The organism is Cryobacterium sp. SO1, assembly GCF_004210215.2.
Classification (GTDB): domain Bacteria; phylum Actinomycetota; class Actinomycetes; order Actinomycetales; family Microbacteriaceae; genus Cryobacterium.
Genome location: NZ_CP067394.1, coordinates 1,017,081 through 1,041,543 on the forward strand (window position 1 = coordinate 1,017,081; position 24,463 = coordinate 1,041,543).

Annotated in this window: 29 protein-coding genes; 3 read left to right on the plus strand and 26 right to left on the minus strand. The window is 64.0% G+C overall.

Annotation, left to right across the window (positions count from 1 at the left end; genetic code table 11):
* Positions 1-10: 10 nt before the first annotated feature.
* The 21 genes from BJQ95_RS04755 to BJQ95_RS04855 all read right to left on the minus strand — a co-directional run bounded on the left by BJQ95_RS04755 (position 11) and on the right by BJQ95_RS04855 (position 19,658).
* Positions 11-1,720, minus strand: a complete 1,710-nt coding sequence (locus tag BJQ95_RS04755) for a collagen-like protein (RefSeq protein WP_130178088.1) — start codon at positions 1,718-1,720, stop codon at positions 11-13.
* Entirely contained in the window at positions 1,717-2,067 is a 351-nt protein-coding gene (locus BJQ95_RS04760; protein WP_130178089.1) for a hypothetical protein, read from the minus strand. The genes BJQ95_RS04755 and BJQ95_RS04760 overlap by 4 nt, the downstream gene beginning before the upstream one ends.
* A 13-nt stretch (positions 2,068-2,080) precedes the next feature.
* The gene (locus BJQ95_RS04765) at positions 2,081-2,461 is read right to left on the minus strand and encodes a hypothetical protein (protein WP_130178090.1); all 381 of its coding nucleotides are present in this window, start codon (positions 2,459-2,461) and stop codon (positions 2,081-2,083) included.
* Positions 2,462-2,645: 184 nt separating this feature from the next.
* Positions 2,646-5,039 carry a hypothetical protein gene (locus tag BJQ95_RS04770; RefSeq protein WP_130178091.1) on the minus strand — a complete coding sequence of 798 codons (2,394 nt, stop codon included), beginning with the start codon at positions 5,037-5,039 and terminating at the stop codon, positions 2,646-2,648.
* Entirely contained in the window at positions 5,030-5,812 is a 783-nt protein-coding gene (locus BJQ95_RS04775) for a hypothetical protein (RefSeq protein ID WP_130178092.1), read from the minus strand. The genes BJQ95_RS04770 and BJQ95_RS04775 overlap by 10 nt, the downstream gene beginning before the upstream one ends.
* Before the next feature lie 2 nt (positions 5,813-5,814).
* The gene (locus tag BJQ95_RS04780) at positions 5,815-7,980 is read right to left on the minus strand and encodes a hypothetical protein (protein WP_130178093.1); all 2,166 of its coding nucleotides are present in this window, start codon (positions 7,978-7,980) and stop codon (positions 5,815-5,817) included.
* Between the two features lie 9 nt (positions 7,981-7,989).
* Complete coding sequence (locus tag BJQ95_RS04785; RefSeq protein WP_130178094.1) at positions 7,990-8,334, minus strand: hypothetical protein; 345 nt, start codon at positions 8,332-8,334, stop codon at positions 7,990-7,992.
* 74 nt (positions 8,335-8,408) lie between these two features.
* Entirely contained in the window at positions 8,409-8,729 is a 321-nt protein-coding gene (locus tag BJQ95_RS04790) for a hypothetical protein (RefSeq protein ID WP_130178095.1), read from the minus strand.
* 94 nt (positions 8,730-8,823) lie between these two features.
* Positions 8,824-9,375, minus strand: coding sequence for a hypothetical protein (locus BJQ95_RS04795; protein WP_130178096.1), 552 nt, complete (start codon positions 9,373-9,375; stop codon positions 8,824-8,826).
* On the minus strand, positions 9,368-9,595 hold the full coding sequence (locus BJQ95_RS04800; protein ID WP_130178097.1) for a hypothetical protein: 228 nt from the start codon (positions 9,593-9,595) through the stop codon (positions 9,368-9,370). Before BJQ95_RS04800 ends, BJQ95_RS04795 begins: the two co-directional genes overlap by 8 nt.
* Positions 9,592-9,957, minus strand: coding sequence for a hypothetical protein (locus tag BJQ95_RS04805; RefSeq protein WP_130178098.1), 366 nt, complete (start codon positions 9,955-9,957; stop codon positions 9,592-9,594). The genes BJQ95_RS04800 and BJQ95_RS04805 overlap by 4 nt, the downstream gene beginning before the upstream one ends.
* 11 nt (positions 9,958-9,968) lie before the next feature.
* Positions 9,969-10,199, minus strand: coding sequence for a hypothetical protein (locus BJQ95_RS04810; RefSeq protein WP_130178099.1), 231 nt, complete (start codon positions 10,197-10,199; stop codon positions 9,969-9,971).
* Positions 10,200-10,238: 39 nt separating this feature from the next.
* Positions 10,239-10,574, minus strand: coding sequence for a hypothetical protein (locus tag BJQ95_RS04815; protein WP_130178100.1), 336 nt, complete (start codon positions 10,572-10,574; stop codon positions 10,239-10,241).
* Positions 10,574-11,101, minus strand: a complete 528-nt coding sequence (locus BJQ95_RS04820) for a hypothetical protein (RefSeq protein ID WP_256041527.1) — start codon at positions 11,099-11,101, stop codon at positions 10,574-10,576. The genes BJQ95_RS04815 and BJQ95_RS04820 overlap by 1 nt, the downstream gene beginning before the upstream one ends.
* Before the next feature lie 83 nt (positions 11,102-11,184).
* On the minus strand, positions 11,185-12,342 hold the full coding sequence (locus BJQ95_RS04825; RefSeq protein ID WP_256041528.1) for a phage major capsid protein: 1,158 nt from the start codon (positions 12,340-12,342) through the stop codon (positions 11,185-11,187).
* Positions 12,335-13,096 carry an HK97 family phage prohead protease gene (locus BJQ95_RS04830; RefSeq protein ID WP_165384953.1) on the minus strand — a complete coding sequence of 254 codons (762 nt, stop codon included), beginning with the start codon at positions 13,094-13,096 and terminating at the stop codon, positions 12,335-12,337. Before BJQ95_RS04830 ends, BJQ95_RS04825 begins: the two co-directional genes overlap by 8 nt.
* A 31-nt stretch (positions 13,097-13,127) precedes the next feature.
* Complete coding sequence (locus BJQ95_RS04835) at positions 13,128-15,083, minus strand: phage portal protein (RefSeq protein ID WP_130178102.1); 1,956 nt, start codon at positions 15,081-15,083, stop codon at positions 13,128-13,130.
* Positions 15,074-16,642, minus strand: a complete 1,569-nt coding sequence (locus BJQ95_RS04840) for a terminase large subunit domain-containing protein (RefSeq protein ID WP_165384954.1) — start codon at positions 16,640-16,642, stop codon at positions 15,074-15,076. Before BJQ95_RS04840 ends, BJQ95_RS04835 begins: the two co-directional genes overlap by 10 nt.
* Entirely contained in the window at positions 16,560-16,985 is a 426-nt protein-coding gene (locus BJQ95_RS04845; RefSeq protein ID WP_130178104.1) for a P27 family phage terminase small subunit, read from the minus strand. Before BJQ95_RS04845 ends, BJQ95_RS04840 begins: the two co-directional genes overlap by 83 nt.
* 161 nt (positions 16,986-17,146) lie before the next feature.
* The gene (locus BJQ95_RS04850) at positions 17,147-17,473 is read right to left on the minus strand and encodes a hypothetical protein (protein ID WP_130178105.1); all 327 of its coding nucleotides are present in this window, start codon (positions 17,471-17,473) and stop codon (positions 17,147-17,149) included.
* 1,222 nt (positions 17,474-18,695) lie between these two features.
* Entirely contained in the window at positions 18,696-19,658 is a 963-nt protein-coding gene (locus tag BJQ95_RS04855; RefSeq protein WP_165384955.1) for a GH25 family lysozyme, read from the minus strand.
* A gap of 120 nt (positions 19,659-19,778) precedes the next feature.
* Here BJQ95_RS04855 and BJQ95_RS04860 point away from each other — a divergent pair, with 120 nt between their 5' ends.
* Complete coding sequence (locus BJQ95_RS04860) at positions 19,779-20,057, plus strand: hypothetical protein (RefSeq protein WP_130178107.1); 279 nt, start codon at positions 19,779-19,781, stop codon at positions 20,055-20,057.
* A gap of 74 nt (positions 20,058-20,131) precedes the next feature.
* Here BJQ95_RS04860 and BJQ95_RS04865 read toward each other — a convergent pair whose 3' ends face one another.
* The 5 genes from BJQ95_RS04865 to BJQ95_RS04885 all read right to left on the minus strand — a co-directional run bounded on the left by BJQ95_RS04865 (position 20,132) and on the right by BJQ95_RS04885 (position 21,462).
* Complete coding sequence (locus tag BJQ95_RS04865; protein WP_130178108.1) at positions 20,132-20,326, minus strand: hypothetical protein; 195 nt, start codon at positions 20,324-20,326, stop codon at positions 20,132-20,134.
* Complete coding sequence (locus BJQ95_RS04870) at positions 20,323-20,472, minus strand: hypothetical protein (RefSeq protein ID WP_165384956.1); 150 nt, start codon at positions 20,470-20,472, stop codon at positions 20,323-20,325. The genes BJQ95_RS04865 and BJQ95_RS04870 overlap by 4 nt, the downstream gene beginning before the upstream one ends.
* Before the next feature lie 242 nt (positions 20,473-20,714).
* Positions 20,715-20,942, minus strand: coding sequence for a hypothetical protein (locus BJQ95_RS04875; RefSeq protein ID WP_130178109.1), 228 nt, complete (start codon positions 20,940-20,942; stop codon positions 20,715-20,717).
* Positions 20,939-21,256, minus strand: coding sequence for a hypothetical protein (locus tag BJQ95_RS04880; RefSeq protein ID WP_130178110.1), 318 nt, complete (start codon positions 21,254-21,256; stop codon positions 20,939-20,941). Before BJQ95_RS04880 ends, BJQ95_RS04875 begins: the two co-directional genes overlap by 4 nt.
* A complete protein-coding gene (locus BJQ95_RS04885; RefSeq protein ID WP_130178111.1) occupies positions 21,253-21,462 on the minus strand; it encodes a hypothetical protein in 210 nt (69 codons plus the stop codon). The genes BJQ95_RS04880 and BJQ95_RS04885 overlap by 4 nt, the downstream gene beginning before the upstream one ends.
* A gap of 514 nt (positions 21,463-21,976) precedes the next feature.
* On the opposite strand from BJQ95_RS04885, the gene istA reads away from it, so the two are divergent.
* Entirely contained in the window at positions 21,977-23,458 is a 1,482-nt protein-coding gene (istA, locus tag BJQ95_RS04890; protein ID WP_130178144.1) for an IS21 family transposase, read from the plus strand.
* Complete coding sequence (istB, locus tag BJQ95_RS04895; protein ID WP_205750142.1) at positions 23,455-24,186, plus strand: IS21-like element helper ATPase IstB; 732 nt, start codon at positions 23,455-23,457, stop codon at positions 24,184-24,186. The genes istA and istB overlap by 4 nt, the downstream gene beginning before the upstream one ends.
* Positions 24,187-24,463: the final 277 nt, after the last annotated feature.

A 24,463-nucleotide genomic window follows, 5' to 3' on the forward strand; every position in this document is an offset into this window, starting at 1 on the left:
TGCCTTTCGATTAATGGTTTACAAGCATGAGGTCGAGGGTGAACGTAAACGAAGCAGGGCCATTCGAGGAAACGAGGCCTGCGGCAGATACGCTCCAGCCGCCAACGCGATCCTGCTTCATGGCTGGCCGGTAGCCTTCCTCGAATTCGAAGATCGGGGCGTTTGGGATGCCGCTGCTGCAGCCGCCGCGGATGGCGAGCAGCCCGTCGGCCCGTTTCGCGTACTCGAGCGGATAGGACACGTTGGTTATGTAACCGTTCAGGAGCGGCGGCCGCACCCAGACGAGTCCGGCGGAAGCGGTCGTCCACCGTGCCATTTCGAAGCAGTCCGTGACTGTGCTTGAGTAGTTGGCGTAGACAAAAGACACACTTGCGGCTCCTGCGACTGCGGCGGAGTCGGTGCGGTAGTCGCCTTGCATCCATCCGACCCTCTGCCCAGTGGAAGGGCGGGCGTTGACAGGGATAGGCATTGTCGTCTGCCCATTTCCGTAGTTGCTTTTGCTGCCGAAGGCAAAGCCCATGCTGAGCGAGTCCATCCCGATGCCGTAGCCTCCAGAGGCCGTGAGGATTGCGGTCTGTGAGACGTTGAACGCGATGTCGTTCAGGGTGACGATTGCCCCAGCTGGCCATTGTGCAGTTGTGCCGACGCCGGTCATGAAGCCGGCGGTGTCGATCTTTACTAGCCGGATTACATTGCTCACGAGCACCCACGCGTACGCGTCACGTACCGGCCTGTGTGTGCCGGGGAAGCGGAGGATAGGTGTGGTGTTGCCGGTCGCGGGGACCACAACTTTTCCGGCGGTGATTACCCAGGCGGCGCTGGTCATCGTGACCTGCAGGGCCCCGAAGGTTCCCGGCTCGAAGGTCTTCCATTCGGGTGTCGGCGGGACGTACTCGGTGATCCCGGGGTCCGACCAGTAGTAGTCGACCAGCCGGTCCATGATTGTGAGGCTGCCTCCGATTTTGTAGAGCCCTACGCGGTCGCCAGCGGCCGGCGTGTACCGCGCCATGTGCGGGTAACCTTCGGTGCGCGGCGCCAGCTCGCCGTCCAGGAGGACTTGCGTGAGTGCGCCGAGAGCGGGCGTCTCCGTGATTGTGCCGAGCAGCCCGTCGACGATACCGGCGGGCCCTTGCGGGCCGTCGGCTCCGGCAGGACCGTCGGCGCCGGCAGGACCGGTCACAGACTCGCCGATCGGGCCCTGTGCACCGGTCACGGACTCGCCACGCTCGCCCTGAATGCCTTGTGCGCCGCGTACGGCGAGAGGCTGCCAGAAGGTGCTGGTCTCGGACGGGACCTCCCCAGCGGGCGGCTCCCCGTACGCGAACCATGAAGCCTGCGTGGCAGTGTCAAAGACGGCGTCGTCCTGTGCGTAGTCGATGTTCTCATCCCAGATGCCACGCCATTCGAGACCGGCCGGGCCGACCTCGCCGCGCTCGCCTTGGGGTCCAGTCAAGGATTCGCCGACCGGCCCCTGCACGCCCTGTGCGCCGGTAACCGACGCGCCCTGCGGCCCGGCCGGCCCGCGCTCGCCGGTGATCGACTCGCCAGCCGGGCCGACTATGCTCTGACCGGTCGGGCCAACAGATCCAATCCGCCCCTGCGGCCCGGAGGTGCCAACTTCAACCGAGACCACCACCTGCTCGGCCTTCACCTCGACAACCTGATCGGTGGTCGCAACAATAACCACCTCTTCGGTGGTCAGGATTGTGATGTCGTTCACCGGGTCACCTCTGCCCTTACTGTGAATGAGCCGCTGAGAAGCGGCGTGGTTTCGGCCCCGGAGCTGGTCAGCTCGAGCGAGTAGACGAGGGTGGAGGCTGGGAGTGCCGCGGAGACGGCTGCTGAGACGTGGAGCGTGATCGTGCCGAGGGCGCCGCCGAGCGTGATCGTGCCGAGTGCCGAGCTGAGCTCAAGCTCGACAGCCTCAGCTGTCACGCGGTGGCGCACCTGCATGCGGGCGGTGTAACCGGTCAGGTCGACGGGTTCGCCGCCGAGCGCCCAGGTGAAGGAGCGGTTGAGAGTCTCACCCTGGGAGAGGGCGATGGTATGAAAGCCGGGGTAAGCCATGGTCTGTCTTTCGTTATGCGTTGGTCGTGTCAGCGAGCCCGTGCAGTTGCTTGCTGTGCTTGGCGAGGGTGGTCTTGGTAGCAGCTACCTGCCGGGTTACGTGTTGGACACCGGCTTCGATCGCGGTGATCTGCGTTCCGTGCAGGTCAACGGCATCGGAGAGCACGGCTACTGCGGTCTCGGTCCGGTCTGTCGCATCCCGAAGGCTCCCGCCGTGGTTGGGGATAACTTCGTGTCGGATCTGGGCTACGTCGGTGATCAGCTTCGGGAGGACGTCGGCCAGTGTCGTGAGCGTGTCGACCGTCCGGAACACCCTGCGCAGCCACGGCCATGTTTTGTTCAAGAAGACGAGAACTGCGGCAATGCCGATCACCCACCCTGCGATCGTGAGCACGGAGACGTTGGACCAAAACTGCGTCCATTCCGGGATGGTTGAGGGTTCGGGGAGCATGTGGTGCCGATCTGAGTAGGGGTGGCTGGGTCACAAGGTGATACGCCGGCGGCCGCAGAACGGCCAGGGTCGAGGCATGCAAAACGCCCCGGTCGGCGGATGGATGACCGGGGCGTTTCAGGTGGTGCTACTGGGTGCTGATGTGCAGGTGGTATCCGAACCCCACCGAACCGAACGGTGCGATGATCGCGCCGTCAGGCCGGATGGTGAACGGCCGGCCGCGCTGTGTCGTCGTCTGCAACTCGAACTCAGGCGCCCAGCCGGCGGGTAGGAAGGCTCCGACGGAGCCCATCGGACCTTCGTAGCCGCCGCGGAGGAGCACACCGCCGTCAGGCCGCATCGCTGCTTGCGCAGGGCCGCCGTGGTTCTCGAGGTCGTACGCGGGTGCCGCGGCGAAGTCGCCGTGCACGAACCCGGGTTGCAGCTCCAGCGTCAGCCATGTGAGCGGGAAGTTGGCTTCTTCCCAACGGACCCCGTCAAAAGCGATACCGGACCCGGAGAGGGCGCCGGCACCGTGGATGAGGGCAACCTGCGAATCTGTCGATGGATCGATGACGAAGACACCATCACGGGAGCTGGAATGTGTGCTCTCTGCTGGACCCCAGCCGTCCGCCAACCACTGTGTGGCCGGGTCGTAGCTGCCGCGGCCGAAGCCGTAACCAAGTCCCAGGCTGTCGCGCCCGGTACCGCCGCGGCCGTCGTCAGGGTTCTCCTCCCCGGCGCCCACGAGGAGCGACAGGGATGCGAGGCTGACGCCGTAACCGCCGCGGTAGCCGTCTGCGGGGAAGGTGCTTCCAGCGCTCGGATACGGCTGGCCGGCCATCACGTGACCCTCGGTGTCGATGGTGAGGACGGTGTGCCCGAAGTGGGAGCCGTCGCTGGTGTTGATCACACGTGCCACAACCATCCACATCCGGCCAGGCCGGTACTGCGGGTCGAGCTGGATGAGCGGGACGTCCCAGCTGTCGATGCTTGTCGACTCAAGGATCCCTGGCGCCGTGACCCACCCAGCACTGGTGCTGGCCGCCGTCGCCGTACCGAAGAGGTCCGACTGGTAAATCAGCCACGGTGCTTTCGGTTCGGTGACCGGCTGGTCACCGAGAAACTCACCGAGGATCACGAAGGACCCGGACGGATCCGGGATCAGTAGCACCCGGCTTTCGCGCTGAGGGTAGTAGCTGTGGTGGTACAGGTAAGCCTCGGTGGAGAGGGCGGTGGAGCCTTCAAGGGTTACGAAGGCCCGCCCGCTGACGTAACCCGGGTCGATGACGCCCCAGACAGCGGAGCCGCCACCGCCCGTGCTTCCAACAGATCCGGTCGACGCCTCCGACTCGGCGCGGGCAGCGTCCGGCTCGATGTATCGACGCGGAACCTTGAAAGGGTCGAACCCATCCCAAGTGGTCAGGGTCGGCTGGACCGTCAGGCTGACGGAATCGGTGTGGTCACCATCGACGCCGACGACGCGGCAGAGGTGCTTCCCATCCTCAACTCCGTTCTTGCCTGTCACCCAGACGTGGGCGAAGTCGCCCGGCGTGATGTCGGAGATTCGGTCGAGTTTGAGCTTGAGTGACCAGGTGCTCATCGTGGCGGAGGTGTCCGCGACTGCCTGCACGGTGTGGCTGAGCAGGACTGCTTGATCTTCGACGTCGAAGCTTTGGTCGCCTTCAAGCAGCGGGTAGCCGTCAGAGAGGAGCAGTTCGTTGGTGCCAGTCGCCATCCCTTGGGTGTCGTCGGTTCCTGCTCCACGGGCCCAGATTCGGGTGGTGATGGCGGTGCCGTCCTGGTCGACGCCAAGGCCGGTGACTGGGCCCTGTTCGACCGTCAAGTCCAGGGTGTGGGGCTCGCCGGCTTGCATGAGCAGCGGAGCTGCTCTCGTCCCCGCGCGGTGCACCCAGTGGATGCGGCTCTGGGTATCGTCGGTGAACTCGGGCTCGAACGCCTGGTCGGGTCCGCCTTCGACATCGGTGAGCTGATGCAGGCGGGTGGCGATGCTTGCCAGGTCTTTGCCTGCGTAGGTGCGTGTTGCGGCGCCCGTCTCCCCGTCGGGGCTGGTGGTGATCGACACCATCCGGCCTTGCTCGTGGACATTGTCCATGCCGTTGCGGATGAGCTGCCGTGCGATCCCCGCAAGCGTGGTGCCAGAGATCGTGTGTGTGTCGGTCTTCGGCTTCTGCCAGGCACGCTCGAAGTCGCGGGAGAAGACCTTGACCCATTCGAGGTAGCCCCACAGCCCGATCGCGGAGAGGGAGACGCTGGCATCGTCATCGGTGAATGTGCGGGACGTGATGTGGCCGGCTTCAATGATGCGGTCGCCTTCGACGAACGCGAGGCCGTGCTTTTTCGGCATGGTGCAGGAGCGCACCGCGCGCGCGTCGATGTCATAGGACCCGACCCGCACGTCGACGCTGAGGGTGCCGTACTTGTTGAGGCGCGTTGACCACTTGATGTTCGACGGGTCGAGCTCGTAGAGCACCGCGCCGGTCGTCATCTGGAAGGCCAGGATCCGCTTGGTTAGTGCCATGTGGAGGTGCCCTTCAAGATCAGCTGCGGGTTGGTGGCGTCTACGCCGAATAGGTCGAATGCGGCGCTCTGGCCGGGCAGTACGCGCGTCCATTCGCGGGTGGTGAGCCCGGCGGCCAGGTTGAATCCCGCGTGCGTTACGCGGCCCGTGGTGACGTCTATGACGAGCGGTGCCGCCGTGCCGTCGAAGCTGGTGGTGTATGCGAGGACGGCGCCTGTCAGGGTCTCGGTGATCGTGAACCCGTGGGGGAAGACGCCGGCGACCTGAAAAACCAGTCGTCCGGTGGCGGTGCCCGTGTTGGTCCATGAGTACGGCCATACAGCGACGAGCTCCGGAACGCCCAACTTGAGGGGGTCCGGCGCGATCATGTCGAAGCTGAAGCTGACATCGGTTTCACCGGTGAGCTTTACGTCGGCAACCTCGTCGAGGTAGACGGGGAGGTGCATGGTGAGGTTGAGGTCGGTGTTGTGCACGGTGAGCACGCCGGCCTCACCGTCGGCCAGATCTGCGACCGCGTCCAGCATGAACCGGGCAGCTTGTGCACGGGTCGGGAACGTCGCCTCACCAGTCGCGGAGACCAGACGTGCCCCGCGGTAACCGCGCTCGGCGAAGTCGCCTGGCGCGTTCAATCGCGGGGTGGACATGCGGCGGATTGACCCTCCGCCGTCCCAGCCGTCCAGCCCCGTGAGCACAATGTCGACGGCCGGGTCCAGGCCGTAGCTTGCGCCTGTGGTGAGGGTCAGACCTGCAACCAGGCCGTCGACTGTGCTCATGATTAGAACCGCTTCTTCCGTGCGTTGGCGGTGGAGATCTTCTGCGCGAGCAGCGTCTCGTCCATTCCCGCGGAGGGGTGAATTTCGAAGGTGTCGCCGGTGCCGGACTGTCCGCCTTCGGCGGAGCGGGCCGGTGCGATCGCACTTGACTGCACGGTCGGGATGGTCACCAGCGACTGCATGGATTTCTCGATCAGGTCCTTCTTGGAGGAAGTACCGCCGAGAAAACCGTCTCCGGTGTGCTCACCCAGGCGGAAGAAGACCCGCGACGGTGAGTGGATGTCCAACGCCTCGGCGAACGGGGCCGTGACCCAGGAAGGGAGCAGGTCACCGAAGAAGCTGGTGACTTTTCCGCCCATGGCCTTGAGACCGTCGAGCAGGCCACCGAGGATGTTGGAGCCCCAGGACTTCGCGGTTTCGACCAGGCCCACGAAGAATCCGCCGATGCTGTTGCCCATACCGAACACGAAGCCGAGCACGTTGCCGACTCCGGTTGAGATGCCGCTGATGATCCCGTTCCAGATGCCCGAGATGAAGTTCGAGACGTTCGTCCAGACGGTGCTGGTGAACGCCATGATCTGGTCCCAGTGGGAGATGATGATGCCTACCGGGTGCACGGCCATGAAGATCGCAACGATGGCATCCCAAGCGGCTTTCAGAAAGGCGCCGATCGCGCCCCAGATCACTGCGGCGGTGTCAAGGATTCCCTGCCAGATGGTGCCGAACCAGATGGACAAACCTGTCAGGCCGTCAAAAATCCAGTCGATAAACCCGGCAAGGGTGGTCTTGATGAACGCAATTACGATGTCCCAGTTGACGACCAGGGCCACGATGGCCGCGATGATGAGCAGGACCCCGATCACGACCAGGCCAAGTGGCGACGCGACGAATGCCGCCGTAGTCGCCCACGTAGCGGAGGCCCAGGCGACCATCGCCGGCACCAAAGCTGTCAGGACGACGCCGGCTAGGACGCCGATGATCCAGGTGTGGTCGGAGATGAACCCGATGATTGAGGAGACGGCCGGCAGGAGCGGGGTGATTGCGTCCGTCATCAGCTTCTGCAGCCCGCGTGTCACACCGGAGATGCTGGCGGCAGCTCCGCCGCCCATGGTCTTGTCTAGCTCTGCGGCCGTGCCGGCGAAGTCCTTCATCCCGTCTGCACCGCCGTCGAGAGACGTCAGGAACTTCGGGATTTGGTCGATACCCATGTCCTCCATCGGGGCTCCGAAGAGTGCGATGGAGGCTTGGGCCCGTGCTGCCGGGTCTTCGATTTTGAGTAGTGCTGCGGCGGTCGTGCTTAGAGCTTCCGCCGCTGCCGGTCCGCCGCCGGCGATATCTGATGCCATCTGACTGGCGTTCAAGCCGATCGATTCGAACGCTGCGATGGAGGATGCCGAGCCGTCGGTGGCGAGGATCGTGAATTCCTTGAGCGCGTCACCGGTCTTGTCCATGCCGACGGCGCCGGTCTGGCTCGCGGCCACCAACAGGCTCATAGACTGGGCGCCCGTCAGCCCGAGGTTGGCGAAGTGCTTGCTGTACTCGTCGACCATTGGTGCGAATTCACCGCGCATCGCGGACGGGACACGCTGGGCCGACGCCGTCATCAAGTCGAACGCCTGGTCGGCGTTTGTCGCCAGGCCGGAGTCGATGAGTACTCCGACGCCGTTGACAGCTTCGGACACATCGGTGTCAAACGCTGACGCGAAGCTCATAGCTTTTGCGGTGGTTCCTTCGAGTGCGCTCTCGCCGATCTTGCCGGTCTTGACGAGCGTGGATGCGACCGCGTCAATGCCGGCGTTCACGTCGCCCATCGACTCGCCGTAGTTCGACGTGTACAGCTGGCCGGCGATCTTCCCGTACTTGGCGGACTCAGCCGGCGAAAGACCCAGCTGGGCCGTCAGCTTGTTGTTGCCGCTTTCAGCGTCCATGGACGCGTTGAACCCGGCCATGACAGCTGCGCCGATTGCGATCGCGCCAGCCGCGGCGACGAGCTTCCCCTTCGCCGCGAACTTGGACCCGAACCCTTGGCCGGCGCTGTCGCCGGCACGCTCGCCGGCCTGGCGTGCAGGCACCCCGAACTGCTGGCCGATCGACTGTTCGATCCCCTCAAATGAAGGGATGACGTGCAGGTATACCGTAGCGATATCGATCTTGTTGGTCTCGGCCATGGGCGCGCCTTACTGTTCGGTTGTGGTTTCGTCGTGCTGGCGCTGGGCGCGCCGGGCCACGGCCTCTTCATGCCGCTTCACGCGGTCGTAGATAGCGTCGGTTTGGATTTCGACCTCGTACCGGCCGCGCGGTGGTTCAGCCGGCTTCGGCTGGTTCCGGTTCTTGGAGCCGTCCACGGATCCTTGCCAGTTGGCGATCGCCTGCTGGTGGTGCATTGCGACCATCAGCTGCTGGTCATCGGTCCAGGCCCAGCGGCCGCCGATTTCCCGCTTGTACATGCATCCGTTGGGGAGCAGGTCTATGAGCTCGGCTGCGTACCAAAGCGGCAGGGCACCCGAGAGGACGTCGTTCACCGTCACGCCGTAGAACCGGCGGAGGTCGAGGTCAACTGCGATCGGGTGATGCCGCAGGAGGAAGCGGCAGCTGCCTATTTTTTTGCTTCCTGACTCGCCTGCACAACCGCCATCAGCTCGGGAAGTTCGTTCAGCGGCAGGTGCCCGATGACACGGCCGAACTGCTCTTCTCCGAAAATCGCGAGGAAGCCCTTGGCGATGTGGTTGTTCTCGAAGCACAGCTGGGCGTTGAGGTCCCAGAGCGCCATGTCGAGGGTCAGGTTGTGGCCGCGGAACACGACGGGGATGACAGGTGCGGCGGTGGCCGGCGCTTTATGGTCGGTGGGCAGGGCTGCTCCGAGGGATGCCGCGTATTCGCGGGTGGTCTCGGGCTGGGGTGCAATGGGAAACGACATGGGCGATGTGCCTTTCAGGGTTGGGATACTGCTGGGTGGCGATGTGATGGAAGGCGGGCGCGAGACATCGCCGAACTCGCGCCCGCCGGCTTGGTTACGCCGCGGCTACTGCGAGGGCGGCGTCGTTGGTGAGGGTGTAGATCGCTCCGTAGGACGTGATCGTGAACTCGAAGATGGTTTCCTTGTCGGCCTTCTGGACGACAGTTCCGCGCTCTGTGACCTCACCGCGGGTGATGACCGTCCGGGTGTGAATGTCGACGTCGTAGTCTTCGATCACGAACACTCGCTCGTCGGAGACGAACTTCTCCTTGTTGTCGATCCGGGTGACACCGGCTGTCGTGGTGACGACTGCCGCCGGGTACATGAGGCCGTTGGTGATCGCGTTCGTCTCGGAGCAGACGATCTTCACGGTCTGCTTGCCGCCGGTGATTTTGGTGCGGGCGATCCGGAAGCCGTTGTGAACCCGGACTTCGACGGTCTCGGGCTCGCCTTCGAACTCGATGCCGTCCTCGCCGAGCAGGCCGGCGTCTGCGTACGGCGCGGCAAGCGCGGCCAGGTCGTCGGGGAGTTCGGTGCCCTTAGGGGCAACCCAAACGGTCGCCTCCTCGTCACCGTAAATGCGGATGTTGGAGTCGTTCTTAGCCATTTGAGGCTTCCTGTTCCCCGGCAGCGCCGGTGGTTGTTGGTACTGCGGTTGGGGTGGTCTTGGCAGGCTGGGCGGCCTTTGCGTGCGGTGCCGGGTCAGCAATCCGGGCGTAGCCCTGGTAGAGGTACTCGCGGCATTGCGCGTCGCTCACCTCGTGTGTTTCGCCAGCTGCGTATGCGACGCCCGGAAGGCTGACGCGGGTGTTGAAGGTGAGCCTCATTCGGCGCGCCTGCCTCTCGTGTGGACTGCGATGGTCTGCGTGTAGCGGTGACTGGTGCTGCGCGGGTCCGGCAGTGACGCCGGTCCTGCCGTCTCGACTACCTTGTAGACGCGAGGGTCTGTGGTGAGCCGGCGGGGGAGCTGGGCGAGGTGTTCGCGTACCTCTGCGGCAAGCTGGTAGGCCTGCTCTGGCGTGGCGTCGTAGCATTCGACAACGAGGATCGGGTTATCACTGACGCGTGAGGCCAGGACACCGCCGGTCCGATGCACGACGATGAAGCGGCTTCCGAATTCGGGCGGCCGGTCAGCTGCTGGCGCGTCGGTGAAGTGAGCGTTGAGGTCGTCGATTACTTCGGATTCCATGTCGTAGAACCTCACGAGCTGCGGCCTGCGTCGATGGCCCGCGTCAGCGCGCGGTTCTCGGCTTCTGCTTTCTTCGCCTCATCGGTAGCGCTGTACACGGACGAGACCGCACGCGACTTCCCGCGGCGGGTGCTGACCTCGAACCCGGGCCCGGCAACCTGTGCAATACGGTGAGCGATAGCGTCAACCGAGCCGAGCATCCACGCGCCTTTTGCGACAGCGCCGATCCCCTTGTTGTTCATGTCGATCCTGGATGAGGAGCGTGATCTTGCCATTCGGTTCTAGCCTCGGAATCTGGTGAGCTTGAGGACGGTGTGCGCCAGGCTGTCCACCGGCGCCGGCCACCGCTGCGGGTCGGTGAAGACCTGGTACGCGATCCCGCCGTGTGTGACCCGGTCGCCGTAGGCCACGTCGGCGCTGAACGGGCCGATGGCTGTGGCGTCCGTGCGAAGGTCTTCGCGCCCGTCGTTCGGGGTTGCTGTGCTGTCCTCAGGCTGGAAGAGCCATCCTGGTGAACGGTGCGATCGCGCGGCGGCCCAGTCACGCTGCTCGCTTCCGCGTTGGCGGATGACCGGGGCGCGTGTCACGCCCAAGGTGACGCGGGTCAACAGCCCCATCAGCTCACCGACCCGAGCCGGTAGGGCGTCAGCCCGACCTTCTCGTGGGCCATGAGGACGAGCCCGCCGGAGACGCCCGGTGCGACGAGTGAGTGGCCGATGTTGACGGCGCCCATCGCGACCCGGGTGTGAGCTTCTGGGCTGGCGGCGGCGCGTGCGACCATCGCGAGGATGATCTCCACCACGACCGGGGCCGAGTCGTAACCGTGCGTCAGCGTGATCCGCACCCCGCGGAGGCGTGTTGTCCACCGTTGCCCGGCGGGTAGGCGGGCGAATCCTGCCGCGCTCCATTCGAGTGTCTCCGGGTCGATCACCTGGTCGCCGTTCATCACGGCCGAGATATCGGTGATGTAGGCGGAAGGAATGAACTGGGTGCCCGCGCCGGAGCCGTCGAGGATGAGGGTCTCCGTGATGGACGGGGCAATGTGCCAACCGCACTCATCTCGTACCGACCGTTCGCCGGCTTCCAGCAGTTCGCTGTTGCGGTCGTTGCTGGGCGTTGGCAGCAGGGTTTCGTAGGTCTGCACGGTGGCTCCTTGTGCTGAAAAGTTGGGGTGACCGGCGGGCGCTCGGGTGGGAGCGCCCGCCGTTCAGAGGTGGTGCGGTGGTGCTACGCGGCAGCGACGCTGGAGAGCGTCAGCTTCACGAACGCTGCCGGCCGGGGGACCTTGAGGCCGAGACGACGCGATGCGACGACCACGGTGATTCCCTTGACGAAGTTGCCTTCGTGGGAGTCGGTCGACTTGGACTTGATGCCGCCCTTGTTGAGGACGGTGGCCGAAGCGAACGCGCCCACGACCACGGTGCCCACGGCCACCTTGGAGGTGACGAACGCCGTGATCGACCAGATGCCCTGCGTCACCGTGGCAACGAACGGGCCGGCTCCGAGGTAGGCGCCGTTCTTGTCCTTGGCCAGGATGAACTCGTCGAAGTCGAGCGGGTTGATGATCAGGTAGTCAGCCTGACGCTGCGAGCCGATGCTCACCAGGGTGGCGGCGTGCTTGATGTTGTCGAGGTTGTCTTCGACGGAGGCCGAGACCAGCGTCTGCACGCCGGTACGTCCGAGCAACCCCTTGAGGTTGACGCCGGTGCCGTCGCCGTAGAGGAGCTGCTCATCGGTGCTCAGGGACAGGTCCTTGAGCAGCGAGCCGTTCATCTCGGTGACCACATAGTCGAGGTCCTCGGTCATGGCGTCGGTGAACTCGATGGACGCGCCCACCTCGGCGATGGTCTCGCGTGCGATGTCGTAGGTGTACTTGACCTGCGCCTTCGCCTGACCTTCGGCGACGGCCGTGATGGTGCCCTCGACGGGGAGCTCGTAGCGGTACTCGAGCGCGTTGCCGGAGAGGTTGCCGGACCCGAACAGGTCCTCGATGGATTCCGCGGGGCGCAGGTTGCTGACGATGACCCGGTCGATGTCGCTGATCAGCTCGGTGCCGACCATGGTCGGGCCGACAGCCTTGAACTCAGGAACCTCCTGGTTGCGGTGCGCCTTGAACGCGGCCATGTCGCCGTTCTTGACGAAGTTGTGACCGAAGCTCTTGGCCTCGATGTCAGTGTCAGCAGCCTTCTCGACCCTGACCGAGGCGATGCCAGCGACAGCCGACTTGGTCGCTGCGATGCGAGCTTCACGCTCACCGGCCGACTTGATTTCGGCGGTCACCGTTTCGAGACGGGCGAACTCGGCGTCCGTGGTCTCAACTCCGGCGGTGCTGAACTTGAGGATGAGGGCGGAGGCTTCGGCCTTGAGTGCGATGAGATCAAACATTGATGAGTCCTTTCAGGACGGTGAGGCGGAGTTGGGTTTGGAGCGCTTTCACGGCCTCATTGGCGGCGTCCTTGGCGGGCAGCTCCTGAGCCGTGGCCGTGGGCGGCTCCTGGGCTGTGGCTGCTTGGCCGGGCGCGGCCTTAGCATCTGTGTCTGTGCCGGCTTCGGGAGCCGCTGCGGGTTGCAGGAGCTCGCCGAGGAGCTCGTACGCGGCGCGCATTCGCTCGATGGTGGCGGCCGAGTGGGTCCGGCCAGCCTTGGCCTCGACGAGATCAGCCGCGAGGGCTTTCACGTCGAGAAGTTCGGTCTCGGGGTTGGCGCCGTAGGCGGTCACGGACGCTTCGAGGAGGTCGATCTCGTACAGTTCGAGGACGGCCAGCCCGTCGCGCACCGACGTGGCGGACGCTTTGAGGTAGTAACCGATCGAGAACTGCTTGATCCTGCGACTCTGCAAGTTGCGGTACACCTGATGTGCCTTCTTGTTTTCCAGGTCGAACTGGACTTCAACAAGCAGGCCTGCTGCCGTCTCCTCGGCTTTGGTGATGTCGCCGATGAAGTTGAACGGGTCAGAGGTGTCGTGGTTCCAGAGGAATGGGATCTGGTCGCCGCTGGCGGCCCATGCCGCGAGCGTCTTCTGAAACGCCCCCGGCATCATCACGTCCCCGTACGAATCCACAACGTGGAAGGCGGATACGAGAGCCGTGACAATGCCGAGCCCGTCCGAGACCTCGGCAGTGTTGATCTGCGCGGTCAATGATTTGGTGAGCATGGAGTCCTTTCAGGACCTAGCGGGGTACGTAGATGGAGACGGAGCATTTGCAGTTGGCTACGCCTTCGGCGTCTAGCGACGGATCGCCGGGCCACTGGGCCCCGTTGGAGAACGGTTCACCGATGCGTGCCGACTTGCCGTCCATCGACTTGTGAGCGGAGCGCGGGTCGGTGCTATTGGTGTGCCAGGTCTTCGTCGCGCGGTCGCCGGCCAGCTGCTTGGCCGCCTCGGTGAGCGCAAACGCCCCGAGGGTGGTCAGCACTGTTCGGCTGATCTGCTCGCCACGGGACGTCTTCGCTTCTTCGAACACCGTCTCGGGTGTCCGCCTGGGCGAGTCGTCCTCCGGCTCCGGTTCGGCGCGCACCGCTTCGAGAGCAGCGAGCGTCGTTGCGTTGATCCAGGTGGCGCGTGATGCAGCGACCGCTTTAAGGAAGGCGAGCGTCTGATCGACGCCGTACTCACTGGCGGTGAAGCCGAGAGCCGCGGCGGCGTCAGACCCGATCTGCGAGGTGATGAGAACGGCAGCCTTGTAGAGGTCGTCGCCCAGTTCCTTGTCCCAGCGGGCCGTGTCGAACCATTCGCCGTCAGCCTTCGTCGAAAGCTGTTTGAGCACCTCGACCGACTGGCGTGCGAAGAAGCGGTCGATGACCTGCTGCAACGCCTTCTCGCTGACGCTGTCCGCGGTCGCCGTGACCGGCTCGGCCGCAGTGGCGTCAGCCTTCACGGCGACCTGCCCTGCAGACTTTGGCGGGGCGCTGTCACGCGGTGACGCCTGACCGCCGATGAGGACGTTCAGCGGGGTCACGAGTGAGTCAGCGTCCGGGTCGTTGATCGGAGGCAGGTTGTCCATGCGGCGTGCTTCGTTCGCAGTGATCCACGGTCGCCCGGTCGCCGTGCTCATGACCGCACCTCGGGTGAGAAAGTCGCCGTCGAGCTTGGCCTTGAGGTTGTACGCGACGTAGATGTTCTTGCCTGGGTCGAGGACCGGGGTCAGCCGGGTGTTGATCGTTGACTCGAACTGGGCGAGTAGCGGCCCGACCACCTCGTTGTAGAAGGCCGTGAGCGCGGCTGGGTTCTTGCCGGACAGCACGTCGGGGCTGGTCTTGAATGCCCGGGCGACAACCTCGTCGGTCAGCTGAGCGGCTTCAAACCACTGGGCTTCGCGAGAGTTGAACGGCGTGCTGTTCGTGATGGTCATGTTCTCTTCGAGAAGGAACGCGGCACCCTGCTTTGCACCACTTTGGCGCCATTCCGTGAATGACTCCATCCACTTCTTGCGTGCTTCCGGCGCCCATGCGGTTGGTCGATTGATGAACTGCGAAACTTGGGCACCGTTGCGGTAGTTCGCGATGCGGTGGTCTTCGGCGGCGGCATGCTCTGCGAGCGTGTTTCGCAGGGAGAGAACCGCCGGACTGGCATGCTCGGTTGAATGCTCAGGGTTCCAGCCCTTGAAGATGATCAAGTTCTTCTGCAGGATGGTTTGCGACTTGGCACCACCGGTGTAGGTGATGACCAGGTCGCCGCCGGCTTCCGTGCCGGATTTGATCGAGACGGCCGGCACGACCAGCGGGACGATGGTCCAGCCGTCGCGGGTCTCGCCGAAGAACCAGTACGCCCGCTTGTAGAGGGTGTAGTCGGAGGCGAGCCACAGGTTGAGTTCGAAGGATGTCAAACCAGGATTGGGGTTGGCGAGCAGCTTCGCGGTGTTTGAGTCGGAGGCTGTCCGTCGGTCTGTGTCGCTGACCCGCTCGAAGGTCTGCAACTTGAGGCCAGCCACGCTTCCAGCGATGAAGTCGACCGCTGAGTGCACGGACGGCTGCTTGTAGTAGAGAGCGCCCGGGTTCATCCCGCGGATCTTGTCGACGAGGGCACGAGTCTCGTGTGCGGTGAACGTCTGAGCAGGCGTCGGCGTCGCAGTTGCGGTACCCGCCGATTTCCTGGAGAAGCCCACCAAGCCTTTGATTAGCCCCAAAGCGGAGCCTCCGTTTCGTAGATGGATGGTGCATCCGCACCGAAGCGCAGAGCAGAGATGGTGAGCGCGAAGTACGCCTGCTCGACGGCGATCAAGCCGGCGATGTCTTCGGGGGAGCCGTCACGGTCGAAGGCCCACAAGTCCTGCCACTTGCGAGTGGCGGCGGTGGCTGCCGCGACGTTCAGGTCTTCCTGGTCGATGTGCCGGATGAGGCCGTCCCGGATGCCGTCGTAGAAGGCACCGGCTGCGGCGCCGACGTCGCTGCCTTGGAGGGAGAAGACCGGGAGGCCGGCTTTCTCCATGAGCTCGATGAGGTGGGAAGCTGTGGTCGCCTTGCCCTGCACCACGATCTTGGTGACGTTCGTCCAGGCGGCGTTGTCGCTGGCCAACTTCTCGACCAAGTACGGAATCACCCAGGCCTGGCCTTCGCGCTTAGTGATGATCTCGACGTGTGCGAGTTCGTCATCACGCCAACCCGCGATCCCGATCGAGGTCATCGAACGGTCTGCTGAAGTGTCCACGGAGATGATCCGCTCGCTCGAAGCGGAGATGAACGAGCCGCGGTAGCGCGGTCCGTTCGACGGGTCGGAGCATGCTTCCCAGTCGCCGGCACCGAATACGCCGCCGGTAGCCAGAGGCGTGTACACGCACAGGTGCTCGGTCTTGAACTCGCCTTCGCTCATGGTCCGTCGGGCGTCACGGATCGTCTTGACGGTCAGCGCCCCGTAACCCATGGACGGGTTCGCCTGTGCCCAATGGTCGATGTTGTCGAGCTCGTCACCCTCTACGTCGTCTGGGGCGCTCCACTCGAAAATGGCGAGGCCGGTATCCGGGTCGTCTTTGGCGGCAATTGCCTGCTCACGCAGCTTGTTGAGGACGACCGAGCGGTACGTGCCTGCGTTGCTCATCGCGATGAGCATGGAATTCCACACCGCGATCAGTGACGGCTTGATGGCCGTCCATGTCTCCGTTGTGTACTGGGAGCCCAGCTCGTCGAAGCCGACAAGCTTGTTCGAGGTCCCTCGGGCCGCACCCGGCGCCGAGCTGGCGACGCCCCACTCCCTGCCGTCCTTGAGGGTGAACGCTTCCGCGCCGGCGATGTTCGACACTCGATCGAGGAGGGCTTTCAGCGACGGGTTGGCCTTGACCAACTTGAGCGCGTTCTTCCACATCAGGCGCGCGGTCTTCAAGTCCTGAGCGATGCTCATGATGAACTCGCCGCGGTCGATGAACAGCGTCCACAGGCCGAGCACGTTGAAGATGACGCTCTTGCCGTTCTGGCGGGACACCAGGACCAGGACTGTGGAGAACCGGTTGGATCCGTCTGGCAGGATCTCGCCGATGTGGATGAGGAGCCACTTCTGCCACGGCCGGAGCTTGAGCAACGGCAAGAACTTCTCGGCGAAGAAAATGACGCTGAAGCCCCAGCTCGTCTCGGGGGTTAGCTCGCGAAGGGGAGGGGTGAAGATCCGAGGTTCAGTAGTCCCCAGCCGCTTGGGGTCCGCGGCCTTCTTTGGCGCGATCGCGTTCTGCGGTGAGGGTGTCGAGGGCGGGGTCAACGGGAGCTGCCCCTTCCGGGCGGACGTCGAACTCTCCGCGGTCGTCAGGAGTTAGACCGAACTTGGCGGCCTGTGCGAAGTAGGCGGCCGCGGCTGTGGTCTCAGCGGCTACCCATGGGGCGATGACGACGCCTTGGGAGTTGGTGTGTGTGAGGCCTTTCGCCCGGCGCATAGCAACTGCTTCGTGCCAGCGGGAGAAGGTCTCGCAGAGAATTTCGAGAGCCATAGAATCGGCTTTTGTGAGGATTTCAGGGTCGAGTTGAGCCACTACGACGGTCCATTTCAGGGCCGCCACTTTGCTCAGACCCTGCGGTTTGACTGGCCTGTGGGGGTTTAGCGCCATCGGAAAATGCTCCCTCTGCCCTAAATGAAGGGGGGTCTGGCGAAAACGCCTATATGTGTGGGCCCCTTACCCGGAAGTCAGGGCCCGGGTCGAGAACGCGAAAAACTGCGACCCCCTACCCCTGTGGGGTCTTGGCCAGGCCTGTTATCGCTTCGAATGCGCTACCAGGCCTCGCTAGGGCGGCCGAGCGACACTTTCAGCGGGGAGTTGCCGCGCTTCCGGTTGCAGTGGCGGTGTGACGCTTGCAAGCCGGCCGGGTCTTCGGAGATGCGGATGTTGTCCGCCTTCGACCGCGCGTAGATGTGGTCGGTCTCGTAAACCATTTCGTCTGTCGTGTTAGTGATCGAGTAGTCGATCGTTTGATGGCAAATACCGCACCGTGAGTTGAGCTCGGCTGACTTAGCTCTGAACTCCTTCTTGACTTTGCGCCAGTTGCGGGTGCTGCGGCCAGTTGACGGTGCGATACCACCAGCGGTGAGGCGGGTCATGCTGGCCGCCGTTCTGCCCACCGAGCAGGCATGCAAAAAGCGAGTCGCAGGTTGCGACTCGCTTCATGGGTGGTGGGTATGTTCAGATGGTTCGGTCTAGCGCCCTCTGCCGAGACTGGGTAGCCCGCCGGAAACTATCCGAGTGGTCTTGGTCAGGTAGATGACTCGCTCCGGTGCTGCGCTATCCGCAGGTCGGCCTCGACCCTTCCGCTCATTCGCCACTGAGAAGGCCTCAAGAAGGTCGGGGTCGTGGATTCCGGCACGGTTGCCGTGGGTCGCGTCGTGATCCCGCTGAGTCATCTCCGGCCTGGGCTTCTTGGTGCCTTTGGCCGCTTGTCGGGTCGCTTCCGCTGGCTCGGCCTTCGTGCGCACGGGCCGCTTCGGTGCGTTAATCGTGCCGTCGCACCTGAGGCCCGCGGCCGTCGCGTGCACAGCCATTCGCCCGCGCCACAGGAGGTGTCGCTCGTGGCAGTCGGGGCATTCGATTTGAGGCAGGGACACGGCTGGGCTCCTCACGACGGTGATGACAGGTTACTGCGCAACCGGCTTGGCGCCGGCCCGATGAACGAGCCGGATCACCTAGTGGCCGCGCCCAAGAGAGGGTAGGCCTCCGCTGACGGGACGCGCGCCTTTGACCTGGTAGATGCCGCGGTCGAGCGGTTCAGTGCGGCGGGGGTGCATCCCGAATAGCTTGTTCTTTCGCTTGTCCCGTGCCTTCTGCTCGGCCTTCGCCACCTTGGCGAAGGACGCAGCCGCAGTGGTTGCGTTCATCCGGGAACCCGGCGGATTCTGCTTCTGTTTGGGCTGGGGTATTGGCGTTCGCAACACGACCGGTTGCCCAGAAAGCCCTGCGTACGCTTCGTGTGAACTCTGAGGTGGTCTACCTCGCCGTGGCAAGGCCTTCTGAGCGACGGCCTGGCGCTGGGTTACCTTTGCCGCTTGCTCGCTCTTCGACTCGAAGGTCGCCTCGGGATATCCAACATTGCCGGAGCAACGCTCCCCAGCCGCCGTCGTGTGGACGGACATGGCACAGCGCCAGAGGGCATGACGTTCGGAGCACACAACACATGTTTCGAACTCCAGACCCGCCACTGTGCTCCTCACGTCGTGAGGTCACCCTAGCGGAGCGGAGATCAGTTGAGACAGACCCAGGTCGAGCTAGAGCGTGTTGAGGGCCTTGGGCAACTGCCGGCTCGATGAACGAGCCGGCCGGTGCGTGTGGCTACGGACGCTCGAGACCGAGCGCGAAGTTGGTCCACGAGTTGATGCCGAGCCGGGCGTCGATGAGCTCGGCAGGGTAGTCGCCGAAATCATGGGCGTACTGCTGGACACCGCGGCAGCCGCCGCCCTCAATCACCCCGTCAACAGGTCCGTCGAAGCGGTGCGAGACATTGAGCGTGATCTGCACGCCCTTTCGAGTCAACTCTCCGAACTGGTCGTCGCACCTGCCGTCGTAGCGGCCGCGGGCCTTCAGAGCGAGCTGAACTCGCTTGGCGACGCCAGTGCCGTTCGGCTCCCAGTAGGACCAGGAGGCCGCAGGGCTGGCCGGTGCCGCGGTCGGTGCCGCCGGAGAGCTTCCGGCGTAGTCGAATGCCCAGTCGCGCCAGGAATTGACGTCGATGGTGACCCCGCCAATGTTGGCGGACGAGGAGTACTGGTGGCCGCCGTTGCGGTCAGCCGGGATCTTGCCGACCAGGTCGTAGGTGAACGGCGTGTAGCCGTATGCGGCGATGATGAAGTCGCAGCCGGTGCCGAGCAGAGCCGGCCAGTCATTGGACCGCTCGATGCTCAGACCGAGGTAGCACTTGACCTGACGTCCGCCGATTCCGAGGCGGGCCCGGACGGTGTCGATGAATACCGCAGCAGCCTGGTCACTGTAGTGACGCTTGCCGTCCAGCGACTCGTTGTCCAGGACGATGAAGTCGGAGCCGGTCCAACCGCGCAGGTGATCCACGAAGTAGTTTGCGGCGCCGGCCGGATCCTGTGCATCGGACGGCACCCAGTAGTGGCCGACACGCATTCCGGCGGCGCGGGCATTGTCCACCTGCGCGATGTAGTGCGGTGCGACGTAGCGGGTGACGTTATCGCCGCCAAGCTTCACGTAGCAGGATTCGTAACCCTGACTACGGGCGAGCCCGAAATCGAGGTTCCGCTGTGATGTTCCGGTGTCGATACCTAGTGACAAATTATTGATCCCTCTGAGCGTTGAGTAGGAAACGGCCCTCGAAGTGGAGGGCCGCGGAAGACGGTGTTTGGGTGGCTGCCGTCCCGAGCTGCGATACCTTCAGGTGACGCAAGGGGAAACGTGGACGGCACTGAACTGACAGAACAACTGGTCAAGCGGATGAAGGGGCGGGGCTCGCTGACGATCCCAGAGATCCTGCAGGACCTGTCCGCACTAGGCGTGCAGACGCTGGGCGAGCGGGACCTACTCTGGCCAGGCAATATCGTCGTTTGGCATGACACCACAAAGGAAGCCATCGCTGCGATCATCGCGCTGGTCAACGACCCGCGCTCCGGGTTAGGTCAGGTGAGCCCGGCGAGCGTCATGAACTACGCCCATGAGGGGCACGTCTTGAACTAACCGCCGGCGACCGAGGCTGGGATCAAGAAGGGCTACAAGAATTTGCACTGGTGGCCGATGGAGATTGCCCTTCGCTAGTTGATGTAGATCAACCAAGGATTGCTGCTGACTGACTCACTGTCCGTCATGTCCGAGTAGCCGGCGTACTGCACCGGGTTACACGTGAACGCATCGGTGTCACGATCGAAGGTGTCGACATGGACGACGGTGTTGCCGCCATGCTCACCGGCCAGGTCAAGCAGCCTCTCGACGAGCTCGAAGATCGTCACGCGTTGTCGACCAGTTCGACGCCGAACGCGTAGTCGACGCCCTCGTGGGTGATCCGCCCGCGGTCTGGCGTGGCGTTGGATTCGTCGGCAACCTGTAGGTCAACGATCCGGATGTATGCGGTATTGTGTTCTGCTGTGTCGGTCATTGTTGCTCCCTCTGAGCGGTTAAAGCGAAACGGCCGTCGTGGTAAGGGCCGTGAAGGTTGGGCTGGTTAGCCAGCGCTGATGACGACGCCTGAGCCCGCACCTATGCGGCTGGACCAGGACTGGAACTCAGCCGAGTGAACATGGTTAAGGTCGATGTCGCCATAAGGGATGGCCCATACGACTGTGTCCCCACCATGCACAGCTGCCAGTTCGGTCAGCTGCTCGATGAGCTCGGCGAGAGTCACTTGACGATCCAATTGAGAATCTGCACGAAGGGGCGGCGTAGGTAGGAGATGAGCCGGCACCATGCGACAGCGGCCGGGTAGTTCTTCCAGGCCTCGGTTGCGTGCGGTCGAGGCCGTAGAACCCGTTGGCGAAGGCACAGGAAGACAACGAGTATGTACGCCCACTGGAGCAGAAGGACGGGCCAGAAGCGAGGGTCCGCCATGGCGAGCTCCCACTGGCTCATGCTCTGACTCCCTTGGCCAGTTCAGCGGTGAGCCGAACGACCCGGAACTCGTCACCGGGGCGGGCGAAGCTGCTGTTATTGAGGTCGTGGCACCAAGCAGCGGCCGCGGCGGAGTGCGTGAACGTTTCCGCCAGGTGGACGAAAAGGCCGAAGCCGTCCGCGTTACTGAGTGCCATAACGTGCTCATGCCAGTGGGCGGCTGTCTGTGCGGCCTCAGCGGTGTTGAAGCTTGGAACGCACCCCATGAGTACGCCATATTCGACGTGCGGCGTGGAGAGGTCCAGCAGCTCACCATCCGGCGAGCTAAAGCTCATTCGGCATCACCTTGAGCCTCGAAGCGCTGGGCGACGCGGTCGACGTCACGCTTGAAGCGCTTCTCGGGGTCTACGACCTCCACGCGGAACGTGTACCCGACGCCGTCGTGTTTGATCAGCGCGCGGTCGGGCGTCGTGTTGGTTGCGTCGGCCACCTGGATGTCGTCGATCTTGACGTAGACGGTGGCGAGTTCTGTTGCTGGCATTGCGGGCTCCCTCTGAGCTCCGGGTAGTGCGCGGTATTTGGGTGGAAGGTGAACGGCCGGGTGCACTGGCAAGAAGCAGCACAGCCGGCCGTTCAGGGCCGGCAGCACACCAGGGGAGGGGAGTGTGCTGCCGGTCGTTAGCCGGTGGTGCGGATTAATCCGCAGCTCTTCCGGCTGGTCTTGAGAAGGGGCTCTGACCCGCACACGGTGTGGCGTTGACGGCCTTGGTAGGCGGCCGGTTGTGTGTGATCAACTCTTTGTAGGCCGTTTCAGCACTGGAATCCTGCCAAGTTAGCGGCCGGTTTCCTGCCAAAAGAGCGCTAAGAATCAGGCCAGTCGATTCCCCTCCCAGACCTTGGATTTGGGGAAGTCGCAGAGATTGAGATCACCGGTGGCCGAGGCCCTCTTCAGTGAGCTGGAGACATGGGCCCGCCACCCCCAGATAGGTTCCTTACGGCGTAGCTACTGCCAAGCGGTCGCGCCGGAAGGAACCAGGAAGCAGATGACGGTACCCATGTCCGTGCAAGAAAATATCAGAACACTCGACTCCCACGGAATCCCGGGCCGGGAAATCGCCCGCCGGTTGGGAGTCAGCCGCGACGCGGTGGTCAAATACGCCGGGCAACACGATTACTCACCGAAGCCGCCGGTGCCGGTGGCCCGGCCGACTGGCTCGGCGATGACCGGGTTCGAAGCGACCGTGGAGAAGTGGTTGGGTGAGGACCAGCGCCGGCCGCGCAAGCAACGCCACACAGCCAAACGGGTCTTTGACCGGTTGGTCGCCGAGCAGGCCTTCGGCGGGAGTTATTCGCCGGTGCAACGTTTCGTGAAGAAGTGGAATGCCCTCCACCGTCAGGCTGGTGAGGGCTTCACTGAATTGGTCTGGCCGGCTGGCACTGCGCAGGTCGACTTCGGGCAGGCCGAGGCCATCATCGGTGGGATCCGGCAGGTCCTACACATCTTCGTCGTCACGTTCCCGTTCTCGAACATGCGCTTTGTTCAGGCTTACCGTGGCGAAACCGCCGAGTGCGTCTGCCACGGACTGCGCACCGTGTTCGACCACATCGGCGCCGCGCCCCGGCACTTGGTCTTTGATAACGCCACCGGCATCGGACGACGCGTGGGCACCAAGGTGGTTGAGACCAAACTGTTCGGCGCGTTCAAACTGCACTACCGATCGGAGTCCCGTTACTGCAATCCGTACTCCGGCAACGAGAAGGGCAACGTGGAAAACGCGGTCGGGTTCCTCCGCCGGAACCTGATGGTCCCCGAACCCGAGGCGGCCACGCTGCAGGGCCTGAACGACGTGCTGATGGCCCGGTGCATGGCGTTGGCTGAGGCCACGCACTACCGGAAAGGACTGCCCATCAGCGAACTCTTCGCCCAAGACGTCGCCGCGTCTCTGGCGCTGCCCGGAGTCGGGTTCGACCCGGTGCGTTACGAGTCCCGCACTGCCGACAAGACCGGGAACCTGCTCATTGACGGGAACACCTACGCGGCCGGGTCCTCCTTCCACAGCCGCACCCTCACCGTCGGGTTACGCCACGACGTCGTCGAGATCCTCGACGAGCACGCCACGCCCGTCTGCTCCTTCCCGCGCGCCTTCGGCCGGCAGACGGAGACGATCTTCGAACCGGCGTCACTGCTGCCGTTGCTGGTGACCAAGCCCGGAGCCTGGGGGCATTCCCAGCTGCGGCCTCTGGTCCCCGAGCCGGTGCGCGACTGGCTCGACAAAGCCACGGCCACTAATCGGCGAAGGCTGCTCAACGCCGTCGATGCCGCCTCGGGATCGGCCGGGTTCGACGCCGCCATCACTGCTGCGCACTTGCTCATCCAGCGCGGAGACGCCCCCGAGATCGCCGCGTTGGGCATGCTCGCCCGGCGCCTGGCCGACGGGACCGCCCCGGCGGCGGAGAACGTGGACTTGAGTGTTTATGACATCTTCACCACCGACGCCTTCACCACCGTGAACACGCTGACGGGAGAGATCGCGTGAGCCTCGTCACCGTTCAGGACATCATCGAGACCGGCCGGCAGGCATCGCTGACGAACACCGTGCTGGCCGAATGGGCCGAGAAAGGCACCCCGAAACAACGTGAGTACCTGCACGGCATGCTCCTCGCCGAGCACGAATCCCGGCAAGCCTCACGCCGCCAACGACTACTCAGCGCCGCCCGACTACCAGCGCTGAAATCACTGACAGGTTTCGACTACTCCAGCGTCAAGTTCCCCGAGGACTACGGCCGAGAAGAACTGACGTCGCTGGAGTTCATCGACCGAGCCGAGGACCTCGTCCTCTACGGCGATGTCGGCACCGGCAAAACCCACCTCGCCAGCGCCCTGGTCGCTGCCGCCTGCCGCGAGGGAATCCCGGCACGCTTCTTCACCACCTCGTCACTGGTCATGCAGCTGCGCCGCGCCAAAGATGAAGGCCGCCTCGATCGGGAGCTGGCCAACATAGCCAAAAACCGGCTCCTCGCAATCGATGAATTTGGCTACCTACCGATCGATACCGAGGGTGCCCGACTCCTGTTCCAGGTCATCGCGGACGGTTATGAAAAAAGAAGCTTGATCATCACCACAAACCTCGAGTTCTCCCGTTGGGGCACGGTATTCGGCGACGACAACATGGCCGCAGCCGTCATCGACCGCATCGTCCACCACGGCCGGCTCCTGCAGTTCCGCGGCGAGTCCTACCGCGTGAAACACGCCCTCATGAAATAGCCCGGGCCGCCCAAAAACCGGCCGTTCAGGCCGCCTTGCTCAAATGGCCGGAAACAGTGCCGAACTGGCCGGTTAATTAGCGCTGAAATGGCCGGCTTCAAGTTGACAAAACACAGGCCGGTGCTCAAAGGTGGGGTTGTGGCGACGTCTGCTGCGCCGACCATCCTCGGGGTCGATGTCAGGCAATCTGTCGGCGGGGCGCTGTGCGCAGGTCAGAGGGCATGTGGGAAGCCCACCGCATCGGTGGCCGGTGTGGGTTGACGATGCGGTGGGCTAG